General features: G+C 54.3%; 23 protein-coding genes. 12 read left to right on the top strand and 11 right to left on the bottom strand.

Features of this window, described 5'->3' with window-relative positions:
* Position 1: 1 nt before the first annotated feature.
* From RHM61_RS18840 to trpS, 7 genes are all read right to left on the bottom strand, one after another.
* Complete coding sequence (locus RHM61_RS18840; RefSeq protein WP_322248847.1) at positions 2-1969, bottom strand: MASE3 domain-containing protein; 1968 nt, start codon at positions 1967-1969, stop codon at positions 2-4.
* A 120-nt stretch (positions 1970-2089) separates the two neighbouring features.
* Complete coding sequence (locus RHM61_RS18835; protein WP_322248846.1) at positions 2090-2929, bottom strand: universal stress protein; 840 nt, start codon at positions 2927-2929, stop codon at positions 2090-2092.
* A gap of 68 nt (positions 2930-2997) precedes the next feature.
* Positions 2998-3876, bottom strand: coding sequence for a helix-turn-helix domain-containing protein (locus RHM61_RS18830; RefSeq protein ID WP_322248845.1), 879 nt, complete (start codon positions 3874-3876; stop codon positions 2998-3000).
* 28 nt (positions 3877-3904) lie between these two features.
* Entirely contained in the window at positions 3905-4288 is a 384-nt protein-coding gene (locus RHM61_RS18825; protein ID WP_322248844.1) for a response regulator transcription factor, read from the bottom strand.
* A gap of 146 nt (positions 4289-4434) precedes the next feature.
* Positions 4435-5076, bottom strand: coding sequence for a response regulator transcription factor (locus RHM61_RS18820; RefSeq protein ID WP_322248843.1), 642 nt, complete (start codon positions 5074-5076; stop codon positions 4435-4437).
* 147 nt (positions 5077-5223) lie between these two features.
* A complete protein-coding gene (locus tag RHM61_RS18815; protein ID WP_322248842.1) occupies positions 5224-5679 on the bottom strand; it encodes a universal stress protein in 456 nt (151 codons plus the stop codon).
* 478 nt (positions 5680-6157) lie between these two features.
* Complete coding sequence (gene trpS, locus RHM61_RS18810) at positions 6158-7180, bottom strand: tryptophan--tRNA ligase (protein WP_322248841.1); 1023 nt, start codon at positions 7178-7180, stop codon at positions 6158-6160.
* 314 nt (positions 7181-7494) lie between these two features.
* On the opposite strand from trpS, the gene hemC reads away from it, so the two are divergent.
* The 5 genes from hemC (at position 7495) to ppa (ending at position 12191) form a co-directional block, all read left to right on the top strand.
* Positions 7495-8385, top strand: a complete 891-nt coding sequence (hemC, locus tag RHM61_RS18805; RefSeq protein WP_322251135.1) for a hydroxymethylbilane synthase — start codon at positions 7495-7497, stop codon at positions 8383-8385.
* 37 nt (positions 8386-8422) lie between these two features.
* Complete coding sequence (locus RHM61_RS18800; RefSeq protein ID WP_322248840.1) at positions 8423-9190, top strand: uroporphyrinogen-III synthase; 768 nt, start codon at positions 8423-8425, stop codon at positions 9188-9190.
* Positions 9187-10341 carry a uroporphyrinogen-III C-methyltransferase gene (locus tag RHM61_RS18795; protein WP_416200195.1) on the top strand — a complete coding sequence of 385 codons (1155 nt, stop codon included), beginning with the start codon at positions 9187-9189 and terminating at the stop codon, positions 10339-10341. Before RHM61_RS18800 ends, RHM61_RS18795 begins: the two co-directional genes overlap by 4 nt.
* Positions 10342-10344: 3 nt before the next feature.
* The gene (locus RHM61_RS18790) at positions 10345-11541 is read left to right on the top strand and encodes a heme biosynthesis HemY N-terminal domain-containing protein (RefSeq protein WP_322248839.1); all 1197 of its coding nucleotides are present in this window, start codon (positions 10345-10347) and stop codon (positions 11539-11541) included.
* Between the two features lie 113 nt (positions 11542-11654).
* Entirely contained in the window at positions 11655-12191 is a 537-nt protein-coding gene (ppa, locus tag RHM61_RS18785) for an inorganic diphosphatase (protein ID WP_322248838.1), read from the top strand.
* A gap of 176 nt (positions 12192-12367) precedes the next feature.
* On the opposite strand, the gene RHM61_RS18780 is transcribed toward ppa, so the two are convergent.
* Together RHM61_RS18780 and RHM61_RS18775 are read right to left on the bottom strand one after the other, a co-directional pair.
* Positions 12368-13411, bottom strand: a complete 1044-nt coding sequence (locus tag RHM61_RS18780; RefSeq protein ID WP_322248837.1) for a serine/threonine-protein kinase — start codon at positions 13409-13411, stop codon at positions 12368-12370.
* Positions 13412-13442: 31 nt separating this feature from the next.
* On the bottom strand, positions 13443-14612 hold the full coding sequence (locus tag RHM61_RS18775; RefSeq protein WP_322248836.1) for a GNAT family N-acetyltransferase: 1170 nt from the start codon (positions 14610-14612) through the stop codon (positions 13443-13445).
* Positions 14613-14636: 24 nt separating this feature from the next.
* On the opposite strand from RHM61_RS18775, the gene RHM61_RS18770 reads away from it, so the two are divergent.
* From RHM61_RS18770 to RHM61_RS18760, 3 genes are read left to right on the top strand one after another with little or no spacing between them, the layout of a single operon-like run.
* The gene (locus tag RHM61_RS18770; RefSeq protein WP_322248835.1) at positions 14637-16253 is read left to right on the top strand and encodes an NAD+ synthase; all 1617 of its coding nucleotides are present in this window, start codon (positions 14637-14639) and stop codon (positions 16251-16253) included.
* Positions 16254-16268: 15 nt separating this feature from the next.
* Positions 16269-16607 (top strand): P-II family nitrogen regulator, encoded by a 339-nt coding sequence (locus tag RHM61_RS18765; protein WP_322248834.1) that lies wholly within the window; start codon positions 16269-16271, stop codon positions 16605-16607.
* A 29-nt stretch (positions 16608-16636) separates the two neighbouring features.
* Complete coding sequence (locus RHM61_RS18760; protein ID WP_322248833.1) at positions 16637-17797, top strand: ABC transporter substrate-binding protein; 1161 nt, start codon at positions 16637-16639, stop codon at positions 17795-17797.
* A gap of 79 nt (positions 17798-17876) precedes the next feature.
* On the opposite strand, the gene RHM61_RS18755 is transcribed toward RHM61_RS18760, so the two are convergent.
* Together RHM61_RS18755 and trxB are read right to left on the bottom strand one after the other, a co-directional pair.
* A complete protein-coding gene (locus tag RHM61_RS18755) occupies positions 17877-18512 on the bottom strand; it encodes a Smr/MutS family protein (protein ID WP_322248832.1) in 636 nt (211 codons plus the stop codon).
* A gap of 14 nt (positions 18513-18526) precedes the next feature.
* Complete coding sequence (gene trxB / locus RHM61_RS18750) at positions 18527-19471, bottom strand: thioredoxin-disulfide reductase (RefSeq protein WP_322248831.1); 945 nt, start codon at positions 19469-19471, stop codon at positions 18527-18529.
* A 223-nt stretch (positions 19472-19694) separates the two neighbouring features.
* Here trxB and RHM61_RS18745 point away from each other — a divergent pair, with 223 nt between their 5' ends.
* The 4 genes from RHM61_RS18745 to serS all read left to right on the top strand — a co-directional run bounded on the left by RHM61_RS18745 (position 19695) and on the right by serS (position 25456).
* Positions 19695-22037, top strand: a complete 2343-nt coding sequence (locus RHM61_RS18745) for a DNA translocase FtsK (RefSeq protein ID WP_322248830.1) — start codon at positions 19695-19697, stop codon at positions 22035-22037.
* Entirely contained in the window at positions 22027-22731 is a 705-nt protein-coding gene (gene lolA / locus RHM61_RS18740; protein ID WP_416200194.1) for an outer membrane lipoprotein chaperone LolA, read from the top strand. The genes RHM61_RS18745 and lolA overlap by 11 nt, the downstream gene beginning before the upstream one ends.
* A 12-nt stretch (positions 22732-22743) precedes the next feature.
* Complete coding sequence (locus tag RHM61_RS18735) at positions 22744-24045, top strand: replication-associated recombination protein A (protein ID WP_322248828.1); 1302 nt, start codon at positions 22744-22746, stop codon at positions 24043-24045.
* 115 nt (positions 24046-24160) lie between these two features.
* Complete coding sequence (gene serS, locus RHM61_RS18730) at positions 24161-25456, top strand: serine--tRNA ligase (RefSeq protein ID WP_322248827.1); 1296 nt, start codon at positions 24161-24163, stop codon at positions 25454-25456.
* The last annotated feature ends 65 nt before the right edge of the window (positions 25457-25521 follow it).

Below are 25521 nucleotides of genomic sequence, written 5' to 3'. Positions count from 1 at the left end.
CTTAGTCGATTTTTTCATGATTTGCAGAAATATTTCGCATTGGCAAGCTGATTCTCAAGCTTGTGCCATCGCTACCGCGGCTGTTTATCTGGAATTCTCCTTGCATGGCCTTGACTCGTTCGCGCATCCCGACCAAGCCGAATGACTGCGTTTTGCGCATATCTCCCTCATCGATGCCTTTGCCGTTATCGCTGATACTGAATTCCAATTTGCTCGGCGTGCGTTCAAATTCAATGCGTACTTCGCTGGCCATGGCATGCCGTACAACATTGGTGAGCGACTCTTGTACGATGCGGAAAATCGCCGTGCTGTGGGCATCATCGAGTGTCAGTTGTTCTTCATCGGCGATCAATTCGCATTCTATGCCATGCCTTTGTGTGAAGTCTTTACGTAAGCTTTGCAGGGCAAAATACAGACCACCCTCGTCGAGGGCACGTGGACGTAAATCGGTAGCGATGCGGCGCAAGGTGGTAATGGCGGTCAGAATTAGCTGATCCATGCTGTGTATGGTTTGGCCGCTGCGGCTGGTCAGTTGTTGATCACGTTGTAGCAGCGAGAGATCCATCCGTAGCGCCGCCAGCAGTTGGCCTAAATCGTCATGCAATTCGCGTGCGATGTGCTTGCGTTCTTCTTCGCGTATGGTTTGCAGGGTGGATGACAAGAGGCTTAATTGGTCGTGGTAGGCGGCCATTTTTTCTTTGGCGATTTTGCGTTCGCTGACGTCGCGGAAAATCACGGTGTAATAGCGTTTTCCATCTTCCAGTTGATGCGCTATCGAGGCCTCGAGTGGAAATTCCTTGCCATCGGCACGGCAACCGGTGACGTAAAAATCTTCGAAGTGCGTGCCCATTTTGCGTCGAGTGACGCCGGCCGCACCGAATTGTTGGACGTGATCTGCGTGCGTATGGCGGTGACGCGGCGGAATCAGTCGGTCGAGCGAACTGCCGGTCAAGGCTTCTACCGTATAACCGAAGATGAAGGCGGCCGCCGGATTGACCAACACAATGTTTTGCTGATCATCGACGGTAATGATGCCATCGATGGCGGTATCGATCATGCGACTCAGACGTTCGCGCTGCAAGCTCAGTTCGCGAGCTGAATTGGCCAGACGAGCAGTAGTTTGCGCCAGACTGGCATAAGGTTTGTGGATATTGACTGCCACCATGCTGCGGTAAATCGCCACGGCGGCGCATAATTGCAGCACATGACCGATCACGACATCGATCTCACTCGCTCTGGCGTACAGTGAGAAATACACTTCGGACAGGGCCATCATGGCGCTGGCCAGCAGTAATGGGGTGCGGTCGATATGCAAGTGTTCGGCGATTTGTTGGCGTCCGAAGCGCAATGCATGGCGATAAAATAATATCGCGCTCAATCCATTGGCGCCGATCAGGCCGGCTTCACAACTGAGTTTGAATGAGGTTTGGCCATAGCCTTCGAGGTAGGTTAATGGAATCAACGAGGGGAAACTGAAGATGACGCCGGCCCAGCACGCGGTGATCGTCACGCCGACCAGCAGCAGGGTATTCGAGTGGCGTTCGCTGATTTCCGAGTCTTGCGGATCGAGTGCCAAGCCTAGCAGGGTGGCAGCGATGATGGCACGTGAGGCCAGCCAAAAGCTTAGCGATTTGTGCATATCGGTCGCACTGTCGAAGCCGGGCATGCCGCGAAAGCTGATCGCATGCAGTAAGCCGAGTACTGCGGCACATAAAAATGCCACGGCCAGTATCACGCTGCTGATTTTGCGCACTTCACCGAAGGCATTCCAACAGACGATGAATACTGAGGTAAAAATAATGATCGTTATCGTTTCCAGCAGCATGTGCAGTGGCAGCGCATGGTGAATGACGATGTTCGACAAGCGTTCCTGCGTGCTCCATAAAATACCAGAAACCAAAAACAGCAAGGCGCACAGCCAGCGCGCGCGCTGCAGTGCGGGACTCAGAAACAGGGCGGTGGATGGCATGGCTGGGCTCGGTGGCGAAAACATTTTCTATATTACAAGGAATCAAGGTATGGAAGGGCGCGTTGCGGATAAAAAAATGGCACTCGAACAGAGTGCCATCGATTCCGCTTGCGCGTGAACTTAATGTGACATGAATACCGGCACGGTCATGCTTTCAAGGATAGTTCTGGTGACGCCGCCCATGATCATTTCGCGCAAGCGCGAGTGACCGTAGCCGCCCATGACCAGCATGTCGCTGTCGAAGTCATGGGCCAGCGAGAGCAGGGCGTTGCCGATGTCGGTGGAGGTCTTGTGCACCGAGACTTCGACTTTGATGCCATGCCGGGCCAAATACAGGGCGATGTCGGCACCTGGTTGTTCGCCGTGCGCGTCGGGCACCGACTTGGTATTGAAAATCGCCACTTGCACCAGCTCGGCTTTTTTCAGCAGCGGAATCGCATCGGTGACGGCACGCGTCGCTTCGCGACTGGCATCCCAAGAAATCAGCGGACGTTTGCCGATGTGGTCGAATTCGCCGGCATACGGGATGATCAGGGCCGGGCGACCGGAATTCATGATCAGGTATTCAGGAAAATCGGGCAATACCGATGGCGATGGTTCATCACGATTGGTTTGGCCGATCACGACCAAGTCGCTGTACCGCGCTTGCAAGCCTATGCCGCCGCCGGCTTCATCATTGGCGATCGCACTCTCGAATGAAGTGACGCCGCGTTGGGTGACTTGTTGATTAAATACGGCGATGGCTTTTTCTGCGCGTTCGCGTAAAAAATTCAGGTGTATCGTCAGATTGGGGTCGCTGGCGCTGATATTGCCATCTTGGTAGATGAAGCGTGACACGCCGGTGACGGCGGTACCGATCAGGTGGGCACCTTGATCGAGAGCGAGTTGCGCGGCCAAATCGACGCGCAGTTTGGAACGGTCCGATTCATCGACGTGTACCAGTATCGTTTTGTATGACATCTTGAGCCTCCATAGATAAAATTAAACGCTTGCTTTGCGTCAGACACAAAGCATACGGTATTTGTGGATTATGCAGCGACGGCTGCTTCGCTACCCCATTGCGGCAACAGCTTTTTACCAACCAATGCCGTTACTTTGTCGCTGACTTTACTGCGTGCCTTAGCCGGTGGCAAGCGGCGCAGGGTTTTTAAGGTCAGTATATCGATGAGGCAGATTTCACGCTGATCGACACTGATCAAGCCCATTTCATTGAAGGCCGACAGGGTACGGCTGACCGTTTCCAGCGTCAGTCCCAGATAGCTGCCGATTTCATGGCGCGTCATGCGCAGATTGAAGGCGCGGCCGGAATAGCCGAGTAAGCTGAAGCGTTCGCCCAGACTGGTCAGGAAACGCGCGACTTTGGCTTCGGCACTCAAGGCACTCAACATGCCTATCATTAATTGTTCGCGCACCAGTTCGCGGCTCATCACCGAAAACATCGCATGCTCGAGTTCGGCATAGGTACGGCCGAGCGCAGCGAAGGTTTTATAGGGTAGTAAAATGATGTCGCAATCGGACAAGGCCACCGCTTCAGAAGCATGCTGTTGGTTATGGATGCCATCGATGCCGAGCAAATCACCTTTCATCGGGAAGCTCAGGACTTGTTCATTGCCGTATTCATCGATAAGCACAGTTTTGAGGAAGCCGGAATTAACAATGTACAGCGATTCGAAATTCTGGCCTATCGTATGCACGCGTTGACCGGCTTTGAAGCGCACATGTTGAAACAATATTTCTTCGTCGCCGCTGCTGGCCGGGGCCGGGATGTGCAAGAGCTCGCAGACTTCGCGTAAATTCGACCACAAATTACCATGGCAGCGCCAGCCCGCCTCGCTACTCAAGGGCAGCACCTTGCTGAGCGGAAGTTTGCTGCTGCTCGGGCGGGAAGAAATTGCGGTAGTGTTCATGTCAGTCTCCTGAAATACGAGAAATAGTTTAATTGATAGTATTGAGTGTGATCGGTGCTTGCCAGCGGTGCAGTACGGCGGGAATCATGGCGAAATCGGTCGATTTATCGAGGAAACTGTCGGCACCGGCGCGTAAGGCATGCAGACGATTTTCAGCGTTGGAATGGTTGGTCAAGATCAGCACTTTCACTTCCGGTTTACTGTGCTTGATATCTTTGAGCAATTGCATGCCGTTGCCTTCGCCGAGTTGCAGGTCGAGTAACATCGCGTCGGTATTGCTGTGGATGACGCGATCGTAGGCAGTGGTGACGTCGGCGGCGACCCCGATAACATGGATGCCGGGGATTTCTTCAACGAAGCGTATGAGTCGGTTCTGAATTAAGACGGAATCTTCAACGATAAATAAATTCATGATGCGTGCGTGCTTGGACACTGCTTTGTTTGCTTGTGTCCATTATCACGCTTACGAACTTTGATTTATATCAGTCGATGCTGATTTGACTTGTAGTATTTAGCGCCGCCCGTATAGGACGATTCCTACACGTTGGGCGCTGAGCTTCAGACTGCGGGGACGAGGAGATTGTGTGCGACGGCGTATTGCACGAGGTCAGAGAGGGTATGCATTTTCATTTTTTGCATGATGCGCATTTTGTGCGTGCTGACGGTTTTGACACTCAGATGCAGCAGTTCAGCAATTTCGGTGATGGTCCTGCCTTTGACCAAGTGCGAGAATACTTCAAACTCGCGGTCCGACAGGCTCAGATGTGGCAGGCTGTCATCGGCCGGCATGGCATTCATGGCCAGTTGTTCGGCCACTTCGATACTGATGTAAGGTCGCCCGGACGCGACCTTGTGCAGCGCTGTCACTAATTGGGTGCCGGCACTTTCTTTGGTCAGATAGCCGCGTGCACCGGCACGAATGGCGCGCACGGCATACTGCTCTTCTTCATGCATGGTTAAAATCAGGATCGGCAGCTTGGGGAATTCTTCTTTGATTTGACGAATCAAATCGACGCCACTGCGTCCCGGCATCGATAAATCCATTAACAAGACATCGAAGCTGGTACTGCGTACTTTTTCCAGTGTATCGAAGCCATCGACCGCTTCGCCGACGACGACGATGTCTTCATTGCCGTCGAGGATGCGCTTGAGCCCTTCGCGCATGATAGTGTGGTCGTCGGCAATCAGAATACGGATCATGTGTGAATTTTCATCGCAGTGGTGGCAGGCAAGCCGCTGCAATTTCATTCGCGCTTCCCAAGATTTGCACCATTGTACTGTACAAAAGCGCGCCAGAGCCCGCGACGGCTTGAATGCCGCCGCCTTGGTGTGGTAACTGTGCGTCAATCAGCGCACTTTCGTTCGGTGCACCAGCACTGCGATGTCGCACAGTGATAAGACCTTGGCGGTGGTACTGCCTAGCAGTAATTGCCCTAAGCCACTGCGTCCGTGTGAGCCCATGAAAATCAAGTCGCAGCCCTGCTGGCATGCGGTGCGGACGATTTGTTTGGCGGCTGAATCGTTGAACTCGACCACGCCGGTGAAGGACACGCCGGCTTCCTCGGCCAGTGTGCGTGCGGCTTCAAGATAGCTGTCGCCGACCGTGCGCATGGTGGCTTGATAATCGGCTTCGGTTGGCGTGTTGGGTGGGATGATGTCGATATAGATAGGGTACTGGTAATTGCCAGCGACGAAGACAGCGACGACTTGCGCCTCAATTTGCTTGGCGAAAGCGATGCCGGCAGTAATGCCGGCCGAGGCCAGTTCGGAGCCATCGGTGGGCAGTAAGATTTTGTGGTACATGACCAATCCTTTCAAGGCAAGCGTGTGCTGTCTTCATCATCCTAGCTATGGCGTCGGTAGCGCTTGAGCAAGATCAAACTTCATCAAAAATCTGACTAGGGTTTGAAACCCCGGCCTTCAGAGGCTGTCGCAAAAGCCTGATGGACGTTTTTTACACCTGAAACACCGCATACCTCGTCATTCCTGCATGCCACAGCCTCGTCATTCCCGCATGCTTTTGGCGGGAACCCAGCGTCGTTTTTTACACTGAAAATGCCACAATTTCTGGCATTTTCAGTTAACCACGAACGCCGCTGGGTTCCTGCCAAAAGCGCGCAGGAATGACGTGGCCACCAGTTAGGGTAATGATACCGACTCAATACCCTTTTGCGACAGCCTCTTTTGGCCGGTGAGCGACGAAGGAGCGACGCGATGGGAGGGGATGCAAACCCCTTCCAGAGTCTTTTCCATCGTCGCTTGCGACGATCCATTAAGTTGTTCAGAAGTGTTTCAATCCGATGGCGGCCTTGACTTCATCGGTAGTCCGGGCCGCAATTTCACGTGCGCGCGCCGTGCCAGTTTTGAGCATTTGTAACACTTCGCCGCGGTCTTTGGCAAACTCTTCGCGGCGCGCACGGATGGGTGCGAGCATATCTTGCAGCACGCCTTCCAAGCGTGCCTTGACCACACTGTCACCCAAGCCGCCGCGCACATAGTGTTCTTTCAGCGCTTGCACTGCGGCTTTATCTTCGTCGAAGGCATCGAGGTAAATGAAGGCAACATTGCCTTCAATGTGGCCGGGGTCGGCCACGCGCAGGTGCAAAGGATCGGTGTAGACATTGCGCACGGCTGCCTTGATTTCTGCCGGACTGGCACCGAGTATGATGCCGTTGCCCAGCGATTTGCTCATCTTGGCTTTGCCATCAATGCCGGGCAGGCGACCGATTTCCGGTACCAAGGCCTGGCATTCGACCAAGATGTCGCGATTCACGATGCGGTTGAACCGGCGCACGATCTCATTGGTCTGTTCTATCATCGGTATCTGATCTTCACCGACCGGTACCAGACTGGCTTTGAATGCGGTGATGTCGGCGGCTTGGCTGACTGGGTAAGTCAGGAAGCCGGCCGGGATGTCCCGTTCAAAATTGCGCAAGACGATTTCTTGTTTGATGGTCGGATTGCGTTCGAGTCGTGCTACCGTGACCAAGTTGAGGTAGTAGAAGGTCAGTTCGGTCAATTCCGGAATTTGCGACTGGATGAATATGGTGGACTTGCTCGGATCGATGCCGACGGCAAGGTAGTCGAGCGCGACCTCGAGTACATTGTTGTGCACCTTGCTCGGGTCATCCATGTTGTCGGTCAGTGCTTGCGCATCTGCCAGCATGATGTATTGCTGGTATTGGTGTTGATACTTGACGCGATTGCGCAGGCTGCCGACGTAATGGCCTAAGTGCAGTGGACCAGTCGGGCGGTCGCCAGTCAGGATCAGGTGGTTTTTGTTGTCTGTGGTGCTTGCTTGCATGGGGAATCCGTCGCTACGTGCGTAAATGAAGAAAGGACTGAAAAATGGGGCGGCGTCTTGACGCTGCGCTGCTATGCCAGAAGGCATTATCATGCACGCGCTGTTGAAATCTTGTCAAATTGTGAGAGCCAGATCAATAAGTGTGATGATTTTACCGTGGAATGGCGGCGAATTCATGAATCGGCAGTGGTAAAATTCCGCACCTAGGCAATGTTCGGCATCGTGCCCTTGCTAACGTCAACCGAAAGATCGCTATTTTGACCCCCACTTCTCCTGTAAAACTGGTGATCGCTTCGCGCGAAAGCCGGCTCGCCATGTGGCAAGCCGAGCATGTGCGCGACCGCCTGAGCGCTTTGTACCCACTCTGTGACATCTCAATACTTGGCATGACGACACGTGGTGATCAAATTCTTGATCGCGCGCTCTCGCAAGTAGGCGGAAAAGGTTTGTTCGTCAAGGAGTTGGAAGTGGCAATGGCCAATGGTTTGGCTGATTTGGCCGTGCATTCGCTCAAAGACGTGCCGATGGATTTGCCGGATGGGTTTGCCCTCGCGGCCGTACTCGAGCGCGAAGATCCGCGCGATGCCTTTGTCTCAAATCGTTATGCCGGGCTGGCCGAACTGCCCGATGGTGCGGTGGTCGGCACCAGCAGCCTGCGGCGCCAAGCTTTGATCGCGGCACGCTTTCCGCGTTTGATCATTCGCCCCCTGCGTGGCAACTTGGATACCCGCCTGCGCAAGCTCGATGAGGGGGAATACGATGCCATCATTCTGGCCGCGGCCGGCCTGAAACGCCTGGCTGTGCCAGAACGTATCCGTGCCTTTCTGGCGCCCGAACAGAGTTTGCCAGCGGCGGGACAGGGCGCGATGGCGATAGAAATTCCGGCACAGCGTGCCGATTTGGCGGCTTGGCTGGCCCCGCTCAATCATCTCGCCACGGCGCAGGCAGTGACGGCCGAGCGGACTGTATCGAAGGCCTTCGGCGGCAGTTGCCAGATTCCGCTGGCAGCCTATGCCACGGTGGTCGATGGCAGTATGCATGTGCGTGCCATGGTCGCCATGCCGGACGGCAGCCGTATTGCCGCCGCCGAGGTACGTGGCGCGGCGCTGGAGGCACCGGCCTTGGGAGCGCAACTGGCGCAGGCCTTGGCGGCGCAAGATGCCGCTGGTATTTTGGCGGCTTGTCGGGTCGAGCCGCTGGCATAATGCGGCGCAAGGGGAATTTTTTTGAAATGAGCAAGCCATGTCGCAGGTGATCGTGACGCGTCCGTTGGCGCAAGCAGTGCCGCTGGCCGCGCAGGTAGAAGCGCTCGGGCTGCGCACTTGTATTTTTCCTCTGCTCGATATCGCGGCGCTGGCAGATCAGTCGGCCTTGCGGGCGGTGGTGGCACGCTTGTCGGATTTCGCGCTGGTCGCTTTCGTGAGTCCGAATGCGATCGCGGCCTTGCTCGCGCATGTTCCAAAGTGGCCAGTTGCTGTCTCGATTGCCATTATCGGTGCCGGCAGCCGAGTGGCGCTACAGAAACATGGTATCGATGATAGTAATGCCAACATCATCAGTCCGCGTAATGCAGTGCGTACCGATTCGGAAACGCTGCTTGAAGAACTCGATGCTGCGGCATTACGTGGTCGTCCGGTGTTGATCGTACGCGCCGCCGGGGGGCGTGAATTATTGGCTGATGCATTACGTTCTTGCGGTGCCGAGGTCGAACAAGTGCTCGCTTATCGCCGTGGTGCGCCGCTGTTTGATGCGCGAGTGAAGCAGCAATTGACGGACTTGCTCGACCGCGATAATGATTGGATCATCACCAGTTCGGAAGCCTTACGCACGCTGGTGAGTTGGAGTCGACAGCTCGATTTGGATAATGCTGTCGTAAAAATGCAACATCAACATTTAATCGTTCCTCACGTTCGCATTGCAGAATCGGCTGCGGCACTGGGGTTTCATCATGTCACTTTGACTGGCTCAGGCGACGCGCATGTGCTTGTCGCGTTACAATCTCGTCTATGAATGAACAGCAAACCAATTCCGGGCTCGCCACGCCGAGCCCACACACTGAACCGTCGGCACCGCCGACGGTGGCCATGACTTCTTCGGCAGCGCGACCGGCTTGGAAGCAGCCGGCTTTCGTTTTGGCTGGCGTGCTCGGTGTGCTGCTGGCCGCCAACTGGTGGAGTGCACAGAATCAAATCAGCGCGCTGCGCGAAGAAGTGGCGCGACGCTTATTGTCGGCCGATACAGTCAGTGCCGAAACAAAAATGATGGCGCGCAATGTTCAGGACACCACCAAGGAAGTGCAATCGAAGGTGATTCTGCTCGAAGCCAAGCAATCTGAGGCGCAGAGCCAGCAAATCGCGCTTGAGCAGTTGTATCAGGATTTATCGAAAAATCGTGATGAATGGGCGCTGGCCGAAATTGAGCAAGTGCTCTCGACTGCCAGCCAAGAGCTGCAATTGGCCGGCAATGTGCAAGGGGCTTTGATCGCCTTGCAAAATGCCGATACCCGTCTGGCGAAATCGGATAAAGCGCAATTCATCGCGATCCGACGCGCGATTGCACGCGATATTGAAAAACTCAAGTCGCTGCCTACACTCGATTTGCCCGGCATCGCCTTGCGACTCGACAGCGTGATTGCGCAGACCGAACATATTCCCTTGTGGTCTGCTGAAAAGTCGGTCGCCAGCGCGATCGCACCGAAAGCACCGTTGCGAGTATTGCCGAAAACTAAAGTCGCTGCCAAAGGCGGGGCCGCGGAAGCCGGCGAAATCGTGGAAAATCCATGGAGTGCGCGCTTGCAAGATGCGTGGCAAAGCTTTGCGAGCGAAATGTGGGTTGAAGTCAAGCAGCTTGTGCGGGTTCGTAGCGTCGATACGCCAGAGGCTTTACTGCTGGCTCCGGAACAGTCGTATTTTCTGCGCGAAAACCTCAAGCTGCGTTTGCTCAATGCGCGGCTAGCCTTGTTGACGCGCAATGAAAGCGTGTTTCGCAGCGATATGATTTTGGCGCAAGACGCTATTACTAAATACTTCGACACCCGCGCCAAGCAGACGCAAACGGTGCAGGCTTTGCTGCGCCAAGTGCAGAGCAGTAATCTGTCCATCGAGATGCCTAGCCTGTCAGATAGTCTCAATGCGGTACATAACTACAAAGTGAAGCCTTAGCGTATGCGAATTTTTATCCGGCTTCTGATCCTGTTTGCTCTGGCCGTTGGCCTGGCTTTGGGTACGCGTTTTAATCCCGGCAATATGGTGTTGTTTTACCCGCCATATCGCATCGATCTCTCGCTCAATCTGTTTTTGGTCGTACTCGTGGTGTTGTTCATCTTGGTGTACGTGGTGATCGGTGCTTTCACGACTACCCGTAAAATGCCACGTAAAGTAGCGGCTTACCGCCAAAATAAGCGCGAACGCGATGCCAATAAGGCTTTGCGTGAAGCGCTGCGCACCTTGTTTGAAGGGCGCTTCGGTTATGCTGAAAAAGCCGCCATGCGCGCGGCTGAATTGCCTGAAAATGCCAGTGTGTCGGCACTCATCGGTGCGCGTGCCGCGCATCACATGAGCCAATTTGAACGGCGCGATGCTTGGCTGGCCGGTATCGAGAGCGATGCGACGCATAAAGTCGCACGTTTAGTGACGGCCACCGAATTGCTGGTCGATCAGCATCAATCGAGCAAGGCGCTCGACGCCGTGCGTGAATTGCATGCCAGTGGCAGCCGCCATATTCAAGTGCTGCGCTGGGCTTTGAAAGCCAATCAACAAGCCGGTAAATGGCCGGAAGTATTGAAACTCGTGCGTACGCTCGACAAGCACCATGCCCTGCATCCAGCCTTGTCGACCCGACTTAAAGAGCTGGCTTACGAAGATATGCTGAAAACCAATGGGCATGATGCCGAATCGGTGCGCCGTGCTTGGTATGAGATTCCAGCGGCGGACCGCAGCTCGCCGTTTGTCGCCTATCAAGCGGCGATGTCGTTCAATGCGCGCGGTTTGTTTGATGATGCGCGTAATATCGTTGAAAAAGCCTTGGCCGGCGAATGGGACGAGCGTTTGCTGCGCGCCTATCGCGAAGCCGCGGCAGCCGAAGGGTCAGCCGCCTTGCTGTCGCAAATCGACCATTGTGAACGCTGGCTGCTGGTTCATCCTACCGATGCCGAGCTGGCACTGACCCTGGGTACCCTGTGTCTGCGTCAAAAATTATGGGGTAAGGCGCAGCGACATATGGAACAAGCCTTGTCAGATGCGAGTTCGGCCACCACGGTACGCGAAGCTAATCTTAAGCTGGCCCAGTTGCATGAAGCTTTGGGGCAGAGCGACGCGGCCGCGCGGCATTACCGACAATGTGCGATCGCGACCACCTTGTGATTGCCGTGGCGGCGCTCAGCGCGCTGCGGCAGTGCACAAAACCCTGCCGAAATTGGCTATAATCTGCCCTGACCGAATTTAGTTCTACCTGATATTTACCAAGAAAGAGTGCCATGAGCTTGAATAATGTTCCTGCAGGTCGCGATCTGCCAAATGATTTTAACGTCGTGATCGAAATTCCTATGAATGCCGATCCGATCAAGTACGAAGTTGACAAAGAAACCGGCGCGATTTTTGTCGATCGTTTCATGGGTACGGCCATGCATTACCCATGCAACTACGGCTACGTGCCACAAACTCTGGCTGGCGACGGCGATCCGGTCGATGTATTGGTAATCACACCGTTCCCTTTGTTCCCCGGTGTGGTGGTGCGCTGCCGTCCTATCGGCGTACTGAAAATGACTGACGAAGGCGGCGAAGATGCCAAAGTGTTAGCCGTACCGGTCGACAAAATTCTGCCCATCTACACGCACTGGCAGAAGCCGGAAGACATGAATGAACTGCGCTTGCGCCAAATTCAACATTTCTTTGAGCATTACAAAGATCTGGAAAAAGGCAAATGGGTCAAGGTCGAAGGTTGGGGCGGTCCGGAAGATGCCAAGAAAGAAATCCTCGACGGCGTGGCGAATTTTAACAAAGCCAAAGAGTAAAACGACAGCCTTGCTGTCGTTGGAAAAAACGCACCCTTGTCGGTGCGTTTTTTTTAAGAATTTCGCATGCCTCTGGCGGGAACACCGTGTCGTTTTCAGTTAACGACGAACGTCGCTGGATTCCTGCCAAAAGCTCGCAGGAACGACGCGACTGCCAGTTGGGAAAATTTCTGGGCTTAGTGTCGGAGTGGATTGATAGCGATCGCCACAATCGCAAGCACAACAGCCATGGCGCATAACCACAGCAGCGAGTTGGCACCGCCAGGCTGATTGCTGCGCTTACGTGGGCTGTCAGTGTTAGCGCGGCCGCCTTTTTGTTTGAGCTTTTTGTCGCGCTCAAGGAAGCGCTCCAGGGCTTGCGACATCTCGCGCGCGCTTTGATAGCGCAGGCTTAAATCTTTCTGCATGGCTTTGACGACGATTTTCGATAAGGACGCGGGAATGGCTGGCAAGATTTCGGATGGGGACTTGATGGCTTTGTGAGCGATTTGCTGCAGCAATTTGTCGATATCATTGCTTTGAAAAGGCTTTTGCCTGGTCAGCATTTCATACATCACCGCGCCGAGTGAGTAGACATCGGTCAGGGCATTCACTGCCTTGCCCAGCGCTTGTTCGGGCGACATGTAATTCGGTGTGCCGAGAATATTATTATTGAACAAGGTAGGGGCACCGTCACGGCTGTCGTCGAGCAGGCGGTTGGGCGAGCGGGCGATGCCGAAATCGAGCACTTTAGGCTGCTGGTTCGGTAGCAGGAAAATATTGCCGGGTTTGATATCTCGGTGGATCACGCCTTGCTCATGGGCGTAAGCGAGCGCATCGGCGATCTTTTGTATGATTGTGGCCGTTTCAATGATGTCGAAGCGATGTCCTTGGCCCAGCAACAGGCGCAAATCTTGACCGGCCAGCCATTCCATAGCGATGAAGGCGACGCCGCCTTCGCTGGAAGCATCGAAGATCGTCACGATATTCGGGTGCGACAGACGGCCGGCGGCACGCGCTTCGTTGATGAATTGTTGTTCCTTTTGTTTTTTTTCGACGGCGTTGGTAGCGCAGTTAAGAATTTTGATCGCAACGGCGCGATCGATCACAGGGTCGTGTCCGAGGTAGACGGTACTGCTGGCACCGGCACCGAGTTTTTCGGTTAAATGAAAGCGACCCACCCGTTTGCTCAGCAGGGCAGGCCCAGTCAAACTTTCGGGTGCGTGTGTATTATTTTGCATTACAGCAGAATGCCTTGAACCACGCGAAATTTCAAGTAGCTTGTGGTGCTTGCTGATAAGGACTGTGCTCATTGAGGTCGTCAAGATACATTTCTATTCCCTGGCGCTCACGGTTTAAAAAATTCGCCACCGCATCGTTAAATTCTGGTAGGGCCAAACTATGTGCTGACCAGGTCTTGAATGGTAAGAAACCACGCGCCATTTTGTGTTCCCCTTGGGCACCGCCTTCGAAGACGCTGATTTTTTCGCGTATGCAGAATTCTATTGCTTGGTAGTACGCGGTTTCAAAATGCAGACAGGGGTGCTGTTCGATGCAACCCCAGTAACGGCCATACACGCGCTGTTGATGATGGATGAGCAGGGATGCGGCGATTTTTTCGCCGTCACGCACGGCAAAAATCAGATGGATATGCTGCGGCATGCTGGCCCCGATGCGCAGGAAAAAATCCAGATTCAGATACGGTCGAGCGTGGTGGTTGGTGTAGGTGAGGTCATAACATTGCTTGAAAAAACGCCAGTCTTCGGTACTCGCTTGACTGCCGCTGACATGTGAAAACACGATGCCGCGCTCGGCTACTTTGCGGCGCTCAGCACGGATATTTTTACGTTTTTTTTGTTCCAGCGTGGCTAAAAACTCTTCGAAGTCGCGGTAGCCCGGGTTGTTCCAGTGGAATTGTACGCCGGTGCGTATCAAGAAGCCGGCTTGGGCGAACAAGGCGACTTCCTCTTCCGGCAGAAACAGCGCGTGGCAAGATGAGTAGCCTTGCTCGGCCAAGACTTGTCTGAGCACGCTGATGAGCATGCGTTTGTCGCCGGCATGGGCGGCGATGATGCGGCAACCGCTGACGGGGGTAAATGGAATGGCCGACAATAATTTGGGATAATACGCGTGACCATAGCGCTGATAGGCATCGGCCCAAGCCCAGTCGAACACATATTCGCCGGAAGAATGATTTTTTTCATACAGCGGACAAGCGGCGACCAGGCGGTCTTGCTGCCATAGTGTGAGGAAACACGGTGTCCAACCGCTGGCTTGACAGGCCGAACCCGATTCGTGTAAAGCATCTAAAAATGCCGACGACAGAAAAGGGTTGGCAGCCGGATCGCTTGCCAGTAGCTGGTCCCATGCGGCGCTTCCAATCTCTCTGAGAGAACTGGCGATGCCCATGCGATAATGCTGGTTAAGAGAAATTAATTCCATATTTGAACCGAATCAGAGTGCATGATGAAGACCATTAAAGTTGCGATTGCCCAGATCAACAGCCGGGTTGGTGATATTGACGGCAATGCCGCATTAATATTGGCCGCTGCCACCAGCGCCGCCGAACGCGGTGCCGATATTGTGATTACCCCGGAATTATCCTTGGTTGGATATCCACCCGAAGACTTGCTGCTGCGTCCGGCGTTTTATGCTCAGGCAGAGTATGCCCTAAACCGGCTGGCGACGCAGTTGGCCGCGCAGCCCGACGTGCATGTGCTGGTCGGTCACCCCTTGGCGCGTGACGGCCGCTATTACAATGCCGTGTCGGTCTTGCTCAATGGTGGCATCAGTCTGTGTTATTGCAAACAGAAATTACCGAACGACAGCGTGTTTGATGAACTCCGTTATTTTTCTGCCGGCAATGCCGCGGCGGTATTCGATGTCAAAGGCCTGCGTTTCGGCATCAATATTTGTGAAGATACGTGGTCGGACGCGGCCCCGCTGGCGGCCCGCGCGGCCGGTGCGGAAGTCTTGTTGGTGGCGAATGCTTCGCCATTTCATATGGAAAAACAAGGGCAGCGCGCCGCCACCATGCGTCGCCATGTCACGGCGGCCGGCATGGCGTTGGTGTATGCCAACTTGGTCGGCGCTCAGGATGAGTTGCTGTTCGATGGGAATTCCTTCGTGCTCGATGCGGCCGGAGTGATGGTGGCGCAGCTGCGTCATTGCGAAGAAGATTTGCAGATCATTGAATTTCATGGAGCCCAAGCACAGCCCTTGCCACTGCCTGCCCCCGCTGCGCTTGAGCAGCAAGTTTATGCGGCGTTGGTGCTGGGGGTGCGCGACTACGTGCGCAAAAATGGTTTCCCCGGGGTTTTGCTCGGTTTGTCGGGCGGGGTCGATTCTGCCCTGACCTTGGCGATCGCGGTCGATGCTTTGGGTGCCGAGAACGTTCGTGCCGTCATGATGCCGTCGCCGTACACCGCCGATATCTCGCTGCTCGACTCGCGCGAGATGGTCAAACGCATTGGGGTGCGCTATGATGAGATTGCCATCGCCGCCTGCTTCGATGCTTTTCGCAGCAGCTTGGCGACAGAATTTGCCGGCTTGAAGGAAGACACGACGGAAGAAAATATTCAAGCGCGCATACGCGGCACCATGCTCATGGCTTTGTCAAATAAATACGGCAGTATCGTGCTGACCACTGGGAATAAAAGCGAAATGGCGGTCGGTTACTGTACTCTGTACGGCGATATGGCCGGCGGTTTTGCCGTCATTAAAGATATCGCCAAGACCTTGGTGTATCGGTTGTGCGCTTGGCGCAATACGGTGTCGGATGTAATACCGGAGCGGATACTGACGCGCCCGCCCTCGGCTGAGTTGCGTCCCGATCAGACCGATCAGGATACGCTGCCACCGTATGAAGTGCTCGACGCGATCATGCGCTTGTATATGGAAGAGAACCGGTCGCGCGCCGAGATCGTCGCGGCCGGTTATGCACACGATGATGTTGAGCGCATTACGCGCCTCATCAAGATCAACGAATACAAGCGCCGCCAAGCGCCGATAGGCATACGCATTACCCACCGGGCATTCGGACGTGACTGGCGTTATCCGGTCACTTCCGCATTCAGAGATTAATCAGGGAGAAACAAGATGAAACAAATTACCGCCATTATCAAACCATTCAAACTCGACGAAGTACGCGAAGCGCTGGCCGATGTCGGCGTCACCGGCTTGACCGTCACTGAAGTGAAGGGCTTCGGTCGGCAGAAAGGCCATACCGAGCTGTATCGCGGTGCAGAATATGTGGTCGATTTCTTGCCCAAAATCAAGATTGAGGTCGTGATTGATGATAATATCTGCGACCATGTAGTAGATGCAATTATTAAAGCGGCCCATACTGGTAAGATCGGCGATGGAAAAATTTTCGTGCAAAATGTCGAGCAGGTGGTACGGATTCGTACCGGGGAAACCGGACCTGATGCGGTGTAAGCACGATGTGAACCGGAAGTGACACAACATTGAAATCGACAAGCGTACACTCGAAAACTTCCGCGTGGCTGCTGGCAGCAGTGCTGGTAACTGCTGCCTTCCCCGGCTTGGCTGAGAATGGCATCACTGATCGCAAGATCGTGTTGGGGCAATCTGCGGCCTTCAGCGGACCGGCCGCCCAGCTTGGTATACAGCTCAATGTCGGTGCCAAAGCGTATTTTGATCATGTCAATGCCAGCGGTGGCGTGTTCGGTCGCAAGATAGAATTAATCAAGCGCGACGATCAATACGAAGCTGATTTGGCGGCGAAAAATACCAAGAGTCTGATTGAAACCGATGAAGTGTTTGCCTTGTTCGGCTATGTCGGTACACCGACCAGTAATGCGGCATTGCCGATTTTTACGCAAGCGCGTGTGCCGTTTTTTGCGCCTTTTTCCGGTGCACAGTCTCTGCGCGAGCCATTCAATCGCTTGATCTTCAACGTCCGCGCCAGTTATTACGATGAAACCGAACATTTGGTTGATCGTTTGGTCAGCACTGGCCTGAAAAATATCGCGGTGTTTTATCAGAACGATGCGTATGGTAAAGCTGGCTTGGCAGGTGTCGAGCGCGCGCTGAAAAAATTGAACTTACCTATCGTCGATACCGCTACCGTTGAGCGCAACAGCATTGATGTCAGCAAAGCCGTCGACAAGCTGTTGATCAAACGACCGGATGTCATCATTCAGATCAGCGCCTACGGCTCCAGTGCTGCCTTGATTCGCCAAATGCGTGCCCGCAGTTATACCGGGCAGTTCATGAATGTATCGTTTGTCGGTAGTCAGGCCTTGGCGGAAACCTTGGGCAAGGATGGCCCGGGTGTAGTGATTTCTCAAGTCGTGCCATTCCCTTGGTCGAGTGCGAGCGCTGCCGTGGTCGGTGAGTACAGCAAAATCATGAATAAGGCTGGTATCAATGACTTGAATTTTTCCAGCTTGGAAGGTTATATTGATGCCAAAATATTTGTAGAGGGTTTGCGCCGCGCCGGTCAAAACCTGACGCGCGAGAAGTTCATCAGTGCGCTCGAAACCATCAATATGCGTAGTTACGATGGTGGCGGCTTCGATGTCAGTTTTTCACCGAGCAACCACAATGGCTCGAAATATGTCGATATGACGGTAATTAGCAAAGACGGCAAGTTCCGCGACTAAGGCGCGTAGGTATCGCGACCCCGGTGTGAAGCCGGAAGTTTCAGGCTGTCAGCTGCTAACTATCTGCTCCTTGTTCTGCTCAGGCTTGCAGTAGCACGATCAGTGCGCCGGCACCGCCGTCGGCGGCGGTCGCCTGACTGAAGGCGACGATTTCCTCTGTTTGTATCAGCCAATTTCTGACTTTATGCTTGAGGACCGGTTCTTTATTCACCGAGCCCAAGCCTTTGCCATGGATGATGCGCACACAGCGTGTGCCATTGCGCGCGCATTTTCTGAGAAATTCGCCCAGTGCATCACGCGCTTCATCGCGCCGCAAGCCATGCAGATCGAGTTGCGCTTGAATGCTCCAATGGCCTTTGCGTAATTTTCTCACCACATCGGCACCGACACCGGGACGGCTGTAACTGAGGTCGCCATCGGTTTCGAGCAGGGTGTCGGCATCGAAATCGTCGGACAGCGACTCTTGTAATGCTGCCTGCTCGTCGGCCAGATGGTGAAACGGCAGCGGGGCAGGGCGGCGCGCCGGTATGCTGTGCTTCTCTGCGACTTTGACCGGTACGACCGTACCGATGCTGGAACGGAATATGTCGGCTTCCAAGCGGGCTTGTCGTTCCTGTTGGGCGCGCAGGGCTTGCGCGATCTTATGCGCTTCCTGCTGCTGCTTCAATTGCTGGCCCAAGGATTTGAGCTCAGCAAAGTTTTTCAATGACGACATATCGGCAGGTCTGCTTATTCTTCCAAGAAGCGCTGGGCATCGAGCGCGGCCATGCAGCCGGTGCCGGCGCTGGTGATGGCTTGGCGATAAACATGGTCTTGCACATCGCCGGCGGCAAACACGCCGGCTACGCTGGTGGCGGTGGCCATGCCTTCGGTACCGGTACGGGTTTTGATGTAACCGTTGTGCATTTCTAACTGGCCGTCGAAAATCGCGGTGTTTGGCTTATGGCCGATGGCGATGAAGACACCGTGTAAAGTCAGACTGGAGAGGCTTTGGTCGGCATGTTTGATGGTCAGGCCGGTGACGCCGGAAGCATCGCCGCTCACTTCTTCGATGGTGCTGTTCCATTTGATCTCAATCTTACCTTCGGCAACCTTGGCCATCAAGCGGTCGATCAGTATCGCCTCGGCACGGAATTTATCGCGGCGGTGGATAACCGTGACTTTGCTGGCGATATTTGACAAATACAGGGCTTCTTCAACCGCGGTATTGCCACCACCGACCACGGCGACCTCTTTACCGCGATAGAAAAAGCCATCGCAGGTGGCGCAGGCAGACACGCCTTTCCCCATGAAGGCTTGTTCCGAGGGCAGGCCGAGATACTGGGCCGATGCGCCGGTGGCGATGATCAGTGAATCGCAGGTATATTCAGCTTGGTCACCGATGAGTCGGATCGGCTTTTCATTAAGCTTGGCGGTGTGGATGTAATCGAAAATGATTTCGGTATTGAAGCGTTCGGCATGTTGCAAGAAGCGCTGCATCAATTCCGGGCCTTGCACGCCGAGCGGGTCCGCCGGCCAGTTTTCAACATCAGTAGTCGTCATCAGTTGGCCACCTTGTTCGACGCCGGTGATGAGTACCGGATTGAGGTTGGCGCGGGCGGCGTAAATCGCTGCCGAATAACCGGCAGGACCGGAACCAAGAATCAATACTTTAGCGTGTTTGGAAGTGGCCATGAAGCGTCCTGAAAAAAGTTAATATGTCGGCAATCGTGCGGAGGGCGCCGTGCGCATCGCTTCGGCATTTCGGATTTTTGACTGCCATCCGCAGATAAAGCAGAATTATAGTCTATCCTCAAACGCGCCGTGAAGCATGCTTGGGGCGCTCAGGTTTGGCGCTGAGCCGCGAACATGCTATCGTGTCTGTCTCAGATTGTCTCTATGAACACTTTTTCGATTTATGACGACTACAAGTAACAACGAAGCTTACACACGCAAAACCAAAAGCCCCCCACCACCGCCATTGCCGAACCGCATGGTTGTTTTGTTAATGGAAGCGCGCTGGATCGTTTTCGCGGCGCTGAGCCTTTGCTTGATTTTGGTGCTGCTGACGTATTCCAAGGCCGATCCCGGCTGGTCACAGTCCAGCGTGGTACCGAAAATTCATAATATTGGCGGTAAATTCGGTGCTTGGTTGGCCGATGTGCTGCTGTATGTGTTCGGCCTCTCGACTTGGTGGTGGTGTGTCGCCGGTTTGCGCCATGTATGGCGCGCCTATCGCACGCTGGCGCAGCGCTTTGTGGTGAGCAGCGAGCCGGGGCTGGCGTTGGCCCGTTCTGAATTATTAGTGCCGAAGTTCGGTTTTGCCTTATTAATATGCGGCAGCATGGGCTTGGAATATTTGCGCCTGCATTCGATCGCACTCCCCTTGCCCTTGGCACCTGGCGGCGTACTCGGTGATTTGATCGGGCGTAGCGTCAGCGGCGCGCTCGGGTTCACCGGTGCCACCTTGGTGTTGTTATTGGTGATGGCGCTGGGAGTGAGCTTGTATTTCCAAGTATCGTGGTTGACCATAGCTGAAAAAATCGGTACTTTCATTGAAACGGTGTTCTTGTTTGTGCAGGATAAATATGCTTCCGCCGAAGACAGACGTGCAGGTCAGACTGCCGCGGTCAAGCGCGAAGAGGTGGTGGTGCAGGAGCGCGCCAAAATCGTCGAGGCGGCACCGGTACGCATAGAGCCGCAAGTGGTGGCGGTGCAGCGTTCGGAACGCGTGGAGAAAGAAAAGCAGGTTTCCTTGTTCAATGACTTACCGGATACCAATTTGCCACCGATCAGCTTGCTTGATGAAGCGCCACCAGCGCAGGAAACCGTCAGCGTGCAGACGCTGGAATTTACCAGTCGCTTGATCGAGAAAAAACTCTCAGACTTCGGCGTCGACGCCAAAGTGGTTGCGGCGTACCCGGGCCCGGTGGTGACGCGTTATGAAATTGAGCCGGCCACCGGTGTCAAGGGCAGCCAAGTAGTGAATTTGGCGCGCGATTTGGCGCGCTCGCTGTCCTTGACCTCGATCCGTGTGGTGGAAACCATTCCGGGTAAGAACTACATGGGTTTGGAATTGCCAAATCCTAAGCGCCAGATTGTGCGTTTGACCGAAATTCTCGGTTCCAAGGTGTATCACGACAGCACCTCCAGTCTGACCATCGCGCTCGGTAAAGATATCGCTGGCAATCCGGTGACTGCCGATCTGGCGAAGATGCCGCATCTGCTGGTGGCCGGTACCACCGGTTCGGGTAAGTCGGTCGGCATCAATGCCACTATCTTGTCATTGCTATACAAATCCGATCCGCACGATGTGCGGATGATACTGATCGATCCGAAAATGTTGGAAATGTCGGTCTATGAAGGGATTCCACATTTGCTGGCACCGGTGGTGACCGATATGCGCCAGGCTGCACATGCGCTCAATTGGGCTGTGGCTGAAATGGAGCGTCGTTATAAATTGATGTCTAAGCTGGGCGTGCGGAATTTGGCTGGTTACAATGTAAAAATCGCCGATGCCATCAAGAAAGAGCAATTGATTCCAAATCCCTTCAGTCTCACGCCGGACGCCCCGGAACCGCTGGACAAATTACCGACCATCGTGATCATCATCGATGAATTGGCCGATTTGATGATGGTAGTCGGTAAAAAAGTCGAAGAATTGATTGCCCGGATAGCGCAAAAGGCGCGTGCTGCCGGTATCCACTTGATTTTGGCTACGCAACGACCATCGGTGGATGTGATTACTGGTCTGATCAAGGCCAATATTCCTACCCGTATTGCTTTCCAGGTCAGCAGTAAAATCGATTCCCGTACCATTCTTGATCAAATGGGGGCGGAAGCCTTGCTCGGTATGGGGGATATGCTGTACATGCCGCCCGGAACAGGTTTGCCGGTGCGGGTGCATGGCGCTTTCGTTTCCGATGAAGAGGTGCATCGTGTGGTGCAGTATTTGAAGTCGCAAGGTGAACCGAATTATATTGAGGGCATACTCGAAGGCGGCACACTCGAAGATGGCGGCAGCGAGGCCCAATCCGGTGAGGGTGGCAGCGGCAATGAAGCCGATGTCTTGTATGACCAGGCCGTGGCGATTGTCTTGAAAAACCGCCGTGCCTCGATTTCTCTGGTGCAGCGCCATTTACGCATCGGTTACAATCGCGCCGCACGATTATTGGAACAAATGGAACAAAGTGGGGTCGTATCGACGATGCAGTCGAACGGTAACCGCGAAATTTTGGTGCCGGTCGGGAATGCTGAGTAAATCTGACCACGCCGCAGCACAGAACAGGAAAACAGTGAAATCAGTCAGAAACCTCCTTCGCGCCAGCAGTGCTTGCGCATGGTTTGCCGTCAGCATGGTGGTGAGCCCAGCCGCGCACGCCTCGGCAGTTGAGCAGTTCAAGGCCTTTGTCGCCAATACCCGCAGTGCCCAAGGTGAATTTACCCAGCAGCAGATCAAGTTGGTCGATGGTAAACCGAAAGTCAGTAAGACCGCCAGCGGCAGTTATGTGTTTGCGCGGCCGGGAAAATTCATCTGGACCTACCAAAAGCCCTATGCCCAGACTTTACAGGCCGACGGCGTGAAGCTTTATATCTACGATAAAGATCTCAATCAGGTCACCATCAAAGAGCTGGGTAATGCGCTTGGGGCCAGTCCGGCGGCGATCTTGTTCGGCAGCGCCAATGCGAGTGAGATTGAAAAAAGCTTCACTCTCAAAGAGGCCGGCACCAAACAAGGCATGGAGTGGCTGGACGCCATCGCTAAATCGAGCGACAGTCAATTTGAACATATCGGCATAGGCATGAAGGCTGGAGTGCCCTATGCACTCGAGTTGCGCGATAATTTCGGCCAGATATCCTTGGTAACGCTGACGAGCTTGGAAAAAAATCCTGTTTTGAAAAACGAGCAATTCAATTTCGTCATTCCGGCTGGTGCCGATGTATTCCGGCCGTGATCGGAGCATTGCATGGCTGATCTTTTTAAGCTCGACCCAAGCCCGCCGCTGGCTGAAGCCTTGCGGCCGCAAACCCTCGCTGAGGTCATCGGTCAATCGCACCTGCTCGCGCCTGGTAAACCACTGCGGCTCGCGTTTGAGTCTGGTCGGCCGCATTCGATGATCTTGTGGGGCCCACCCGGCGTTGGTAAAACCACGCTGGCGCGCCTGACTGCGCGTGCTTTTCAATGCGAATTCATCGCCTTGTCGGCGGTGTTTTCCGGAGTAAAAGACATTCGTGCCGCCATGGAGCAGGCCGAGCAACACCTTGCCATGGGTAAGCACACCATTCTGTTCGTCGATGAAATTCATCGTTTCAATAAGGCCCAGCAAGATGCTTTGCTGCCGTATGCGGAATCGGGCTTGGTGACCTTCATCGGTGCGACCACTGAAAATCCTTCGTTCGAAGTGAATTCTGCGCTGCTCTCGCGTGCACAAGTGTATGTGTTGCAGTCTTTAAGCGAGGAAGAGCTCAAACAATTGGCTACGACCGCTTTGGAAAAAGCGCTGCCACACCTGCAAATCGTGCCGGCAGCGCTCGATACCTTGGTTGGCTACGCCGATGGTGATGCGCGGCGCTTGCTTAATTTATTAGAGCAAACCGGTAGCGCGGCCAAAGCTGCCGGCACCGTCTTGATCAGCGCCGAATTCATTCAAAATGCACTGACCCTGAATGCCCGCCGCTTCGATAAGGGCGGTGATAACTTTTATGACCAGATCTCGGCATTGCATAAGTCGGTGCGTGGCTCGCATCCCGATGCGGCGCTCTATTGGTTGTGCCGTATGTTGGACGGTGGCGCGGATGCGCGCTATCTGGCGCGCCGCATCGTCCGCATGGCTTGGGAAGATATCGGCCTGGCCGACCCGCGCGCACTGCAAGTGGCCAACGATGCGGCCAATACTTATGAGCGACTCGGTTCGCCTGAAGGCGAGTTAGCGCTCGGGCAAGCCGTGATTTATCTGGCGATCGCGGCCAAAAGCAATGCCGGCTACCAAGCCTTCAATCAGGCCATGGCCTTCGTTAAAAGCGACAAATCGCGCGAAGTGCCGGTGCATTTGCGTAATGCGCCGACCAAGCTCATGAAAGAGTTAGGCTACGGTCATGCCTATCGCTATGCGCACGATGAGCCGCACGCGTATGCGGCCGGCGAAACCTATTTGCCGGACGATATGCCCGAGCCGCATTGGTACGTGCCGGTGCCACGTGGAGTGGAATTGAAAATTGCTGAAAAAATGGCCTTCTTAAAGCGCCTCGATGAAGATGCCGGGCAGTGAGATCTTGTTCGAGATTTACTTGTCGATGGCTTTGTTTCGCTAAATTTGCTCAATTTTTTGGCCGCTCTTGTTACAATAGACTACCAGCTTACTTATACACTGCACCAAGACTCCTATGATAGACATACAACTTCTGCGTAAAGACATCGCTGCCGTGGCAGCGCGCTTGGCAACGCGTAAATTCCAACTCGATGTCAACACCTTCACCGACCTTGAAGCCGAGCGCAAACAGATACAATCGCGCACGGAAGAATTGCAGGGCAAGCGCAACACCTTGTCGAAACAAATAGGCATGTTAAAGGGCAAGGGCGAAGATGCGGCCGTGCAGATGGCTGAAGTTGCCAGCATCGCCGATGAATTGAAAGCCTCCGAACTGCGTTTGGCTGAAGTGCTGCAATCGATGAATACGTTCTTGCTGGCGATTCCGAATTTACCGCATGAATCGGTGGTGGTCGGCGCCGATGAAACTGCCAATGTGGAAGTACGTCGCGTCGGTACGCCACGCAGCTTTGATTTTGAGGTGAAAGACCATGTCGACCTCGGTGCCGCACTGGGCCTCGATTTTGATACCGCCGCCAAACTGACTGGTTCGCGTTTCTCGGTGATGAAAGGTGGTATGGCACGTTTGCATCGTGCCTTGGCGCAATTTATGCTCGATACGCAAACCATGGAGCATGGCTATACTGAAATGTATACACCCTACATGGTCAATGCCGATTCCATGCGCGGCACCGGCCAATTGCCGAAATTTGAAGAAGACTTGTTCGCCGTCAAAAAAGGCGGCCAAGAAGGCGAGGGCGAAACCCTGTACTTGATTCCGACGGCCGAAGTATCGTTGACCAATACCGTGCGCGATGTCATCGTGGCGGCCGATGCCTTGCCGATCAAAATGACGGCACACACGCCGTGTTTCCGTTCCGAGGCTGGCAGTTATGGTCGCGATACGCGCGGCATGATCCGTCAGCATCAGTTTGATAAAGTCGAAATGGTGCAAGTGGTGCATCCCGAGCACTCGATGGCGGCACTCGATGATATGGTGACGCATGCCGAAGCGATACTCAACAAACTCGGCTTGCCTTACCGTGTGGTGAGCCTGTGCACGGGCGATATGGGCTTTGGCTCAGCCAAGACCTTCGATCTCGAAGTCTGGTTGCCAGCACAAAATACTTATCGCGAAATTTCTTCCGTCTCGAACATGGAAGCCTTCCAAGCGCGGCGCATGCAAGCGCGCTTCCGCAATGCGCAAGGCAAGCCGGAAATGGTCCATACTTTGAATGGTTCCGGTTTGGCGGTAGGACGCACGCTCGTCGCGGTGCTGGAAAACTACCAGCAAGCCGATGGCTCGGTGACGATACCGGAAGTCTTGTGGCCTTACATGGGTGGCTTGCGTAGCTTGCAATTGCCAGCTTGAGCAGATCTTGAGCAGAAAAATCCCGCCAAGCGCGTGTCGCCGGCGGGATTTTTTTTTAACAGCGC

The organism is Undibacterium sp. CCC3.4 (assembly GCF_034347425.1).
GTDB lineage: Bacteria > Pseudomonadota > Gammaproteobacteria > Burkholderiales > Burkholderiaceae_D > Undibacterium.
Note: the sequence above shows the minus strand (reverse complement) of the source record. Positions and strands in the feature narration are given on the sequence as shown.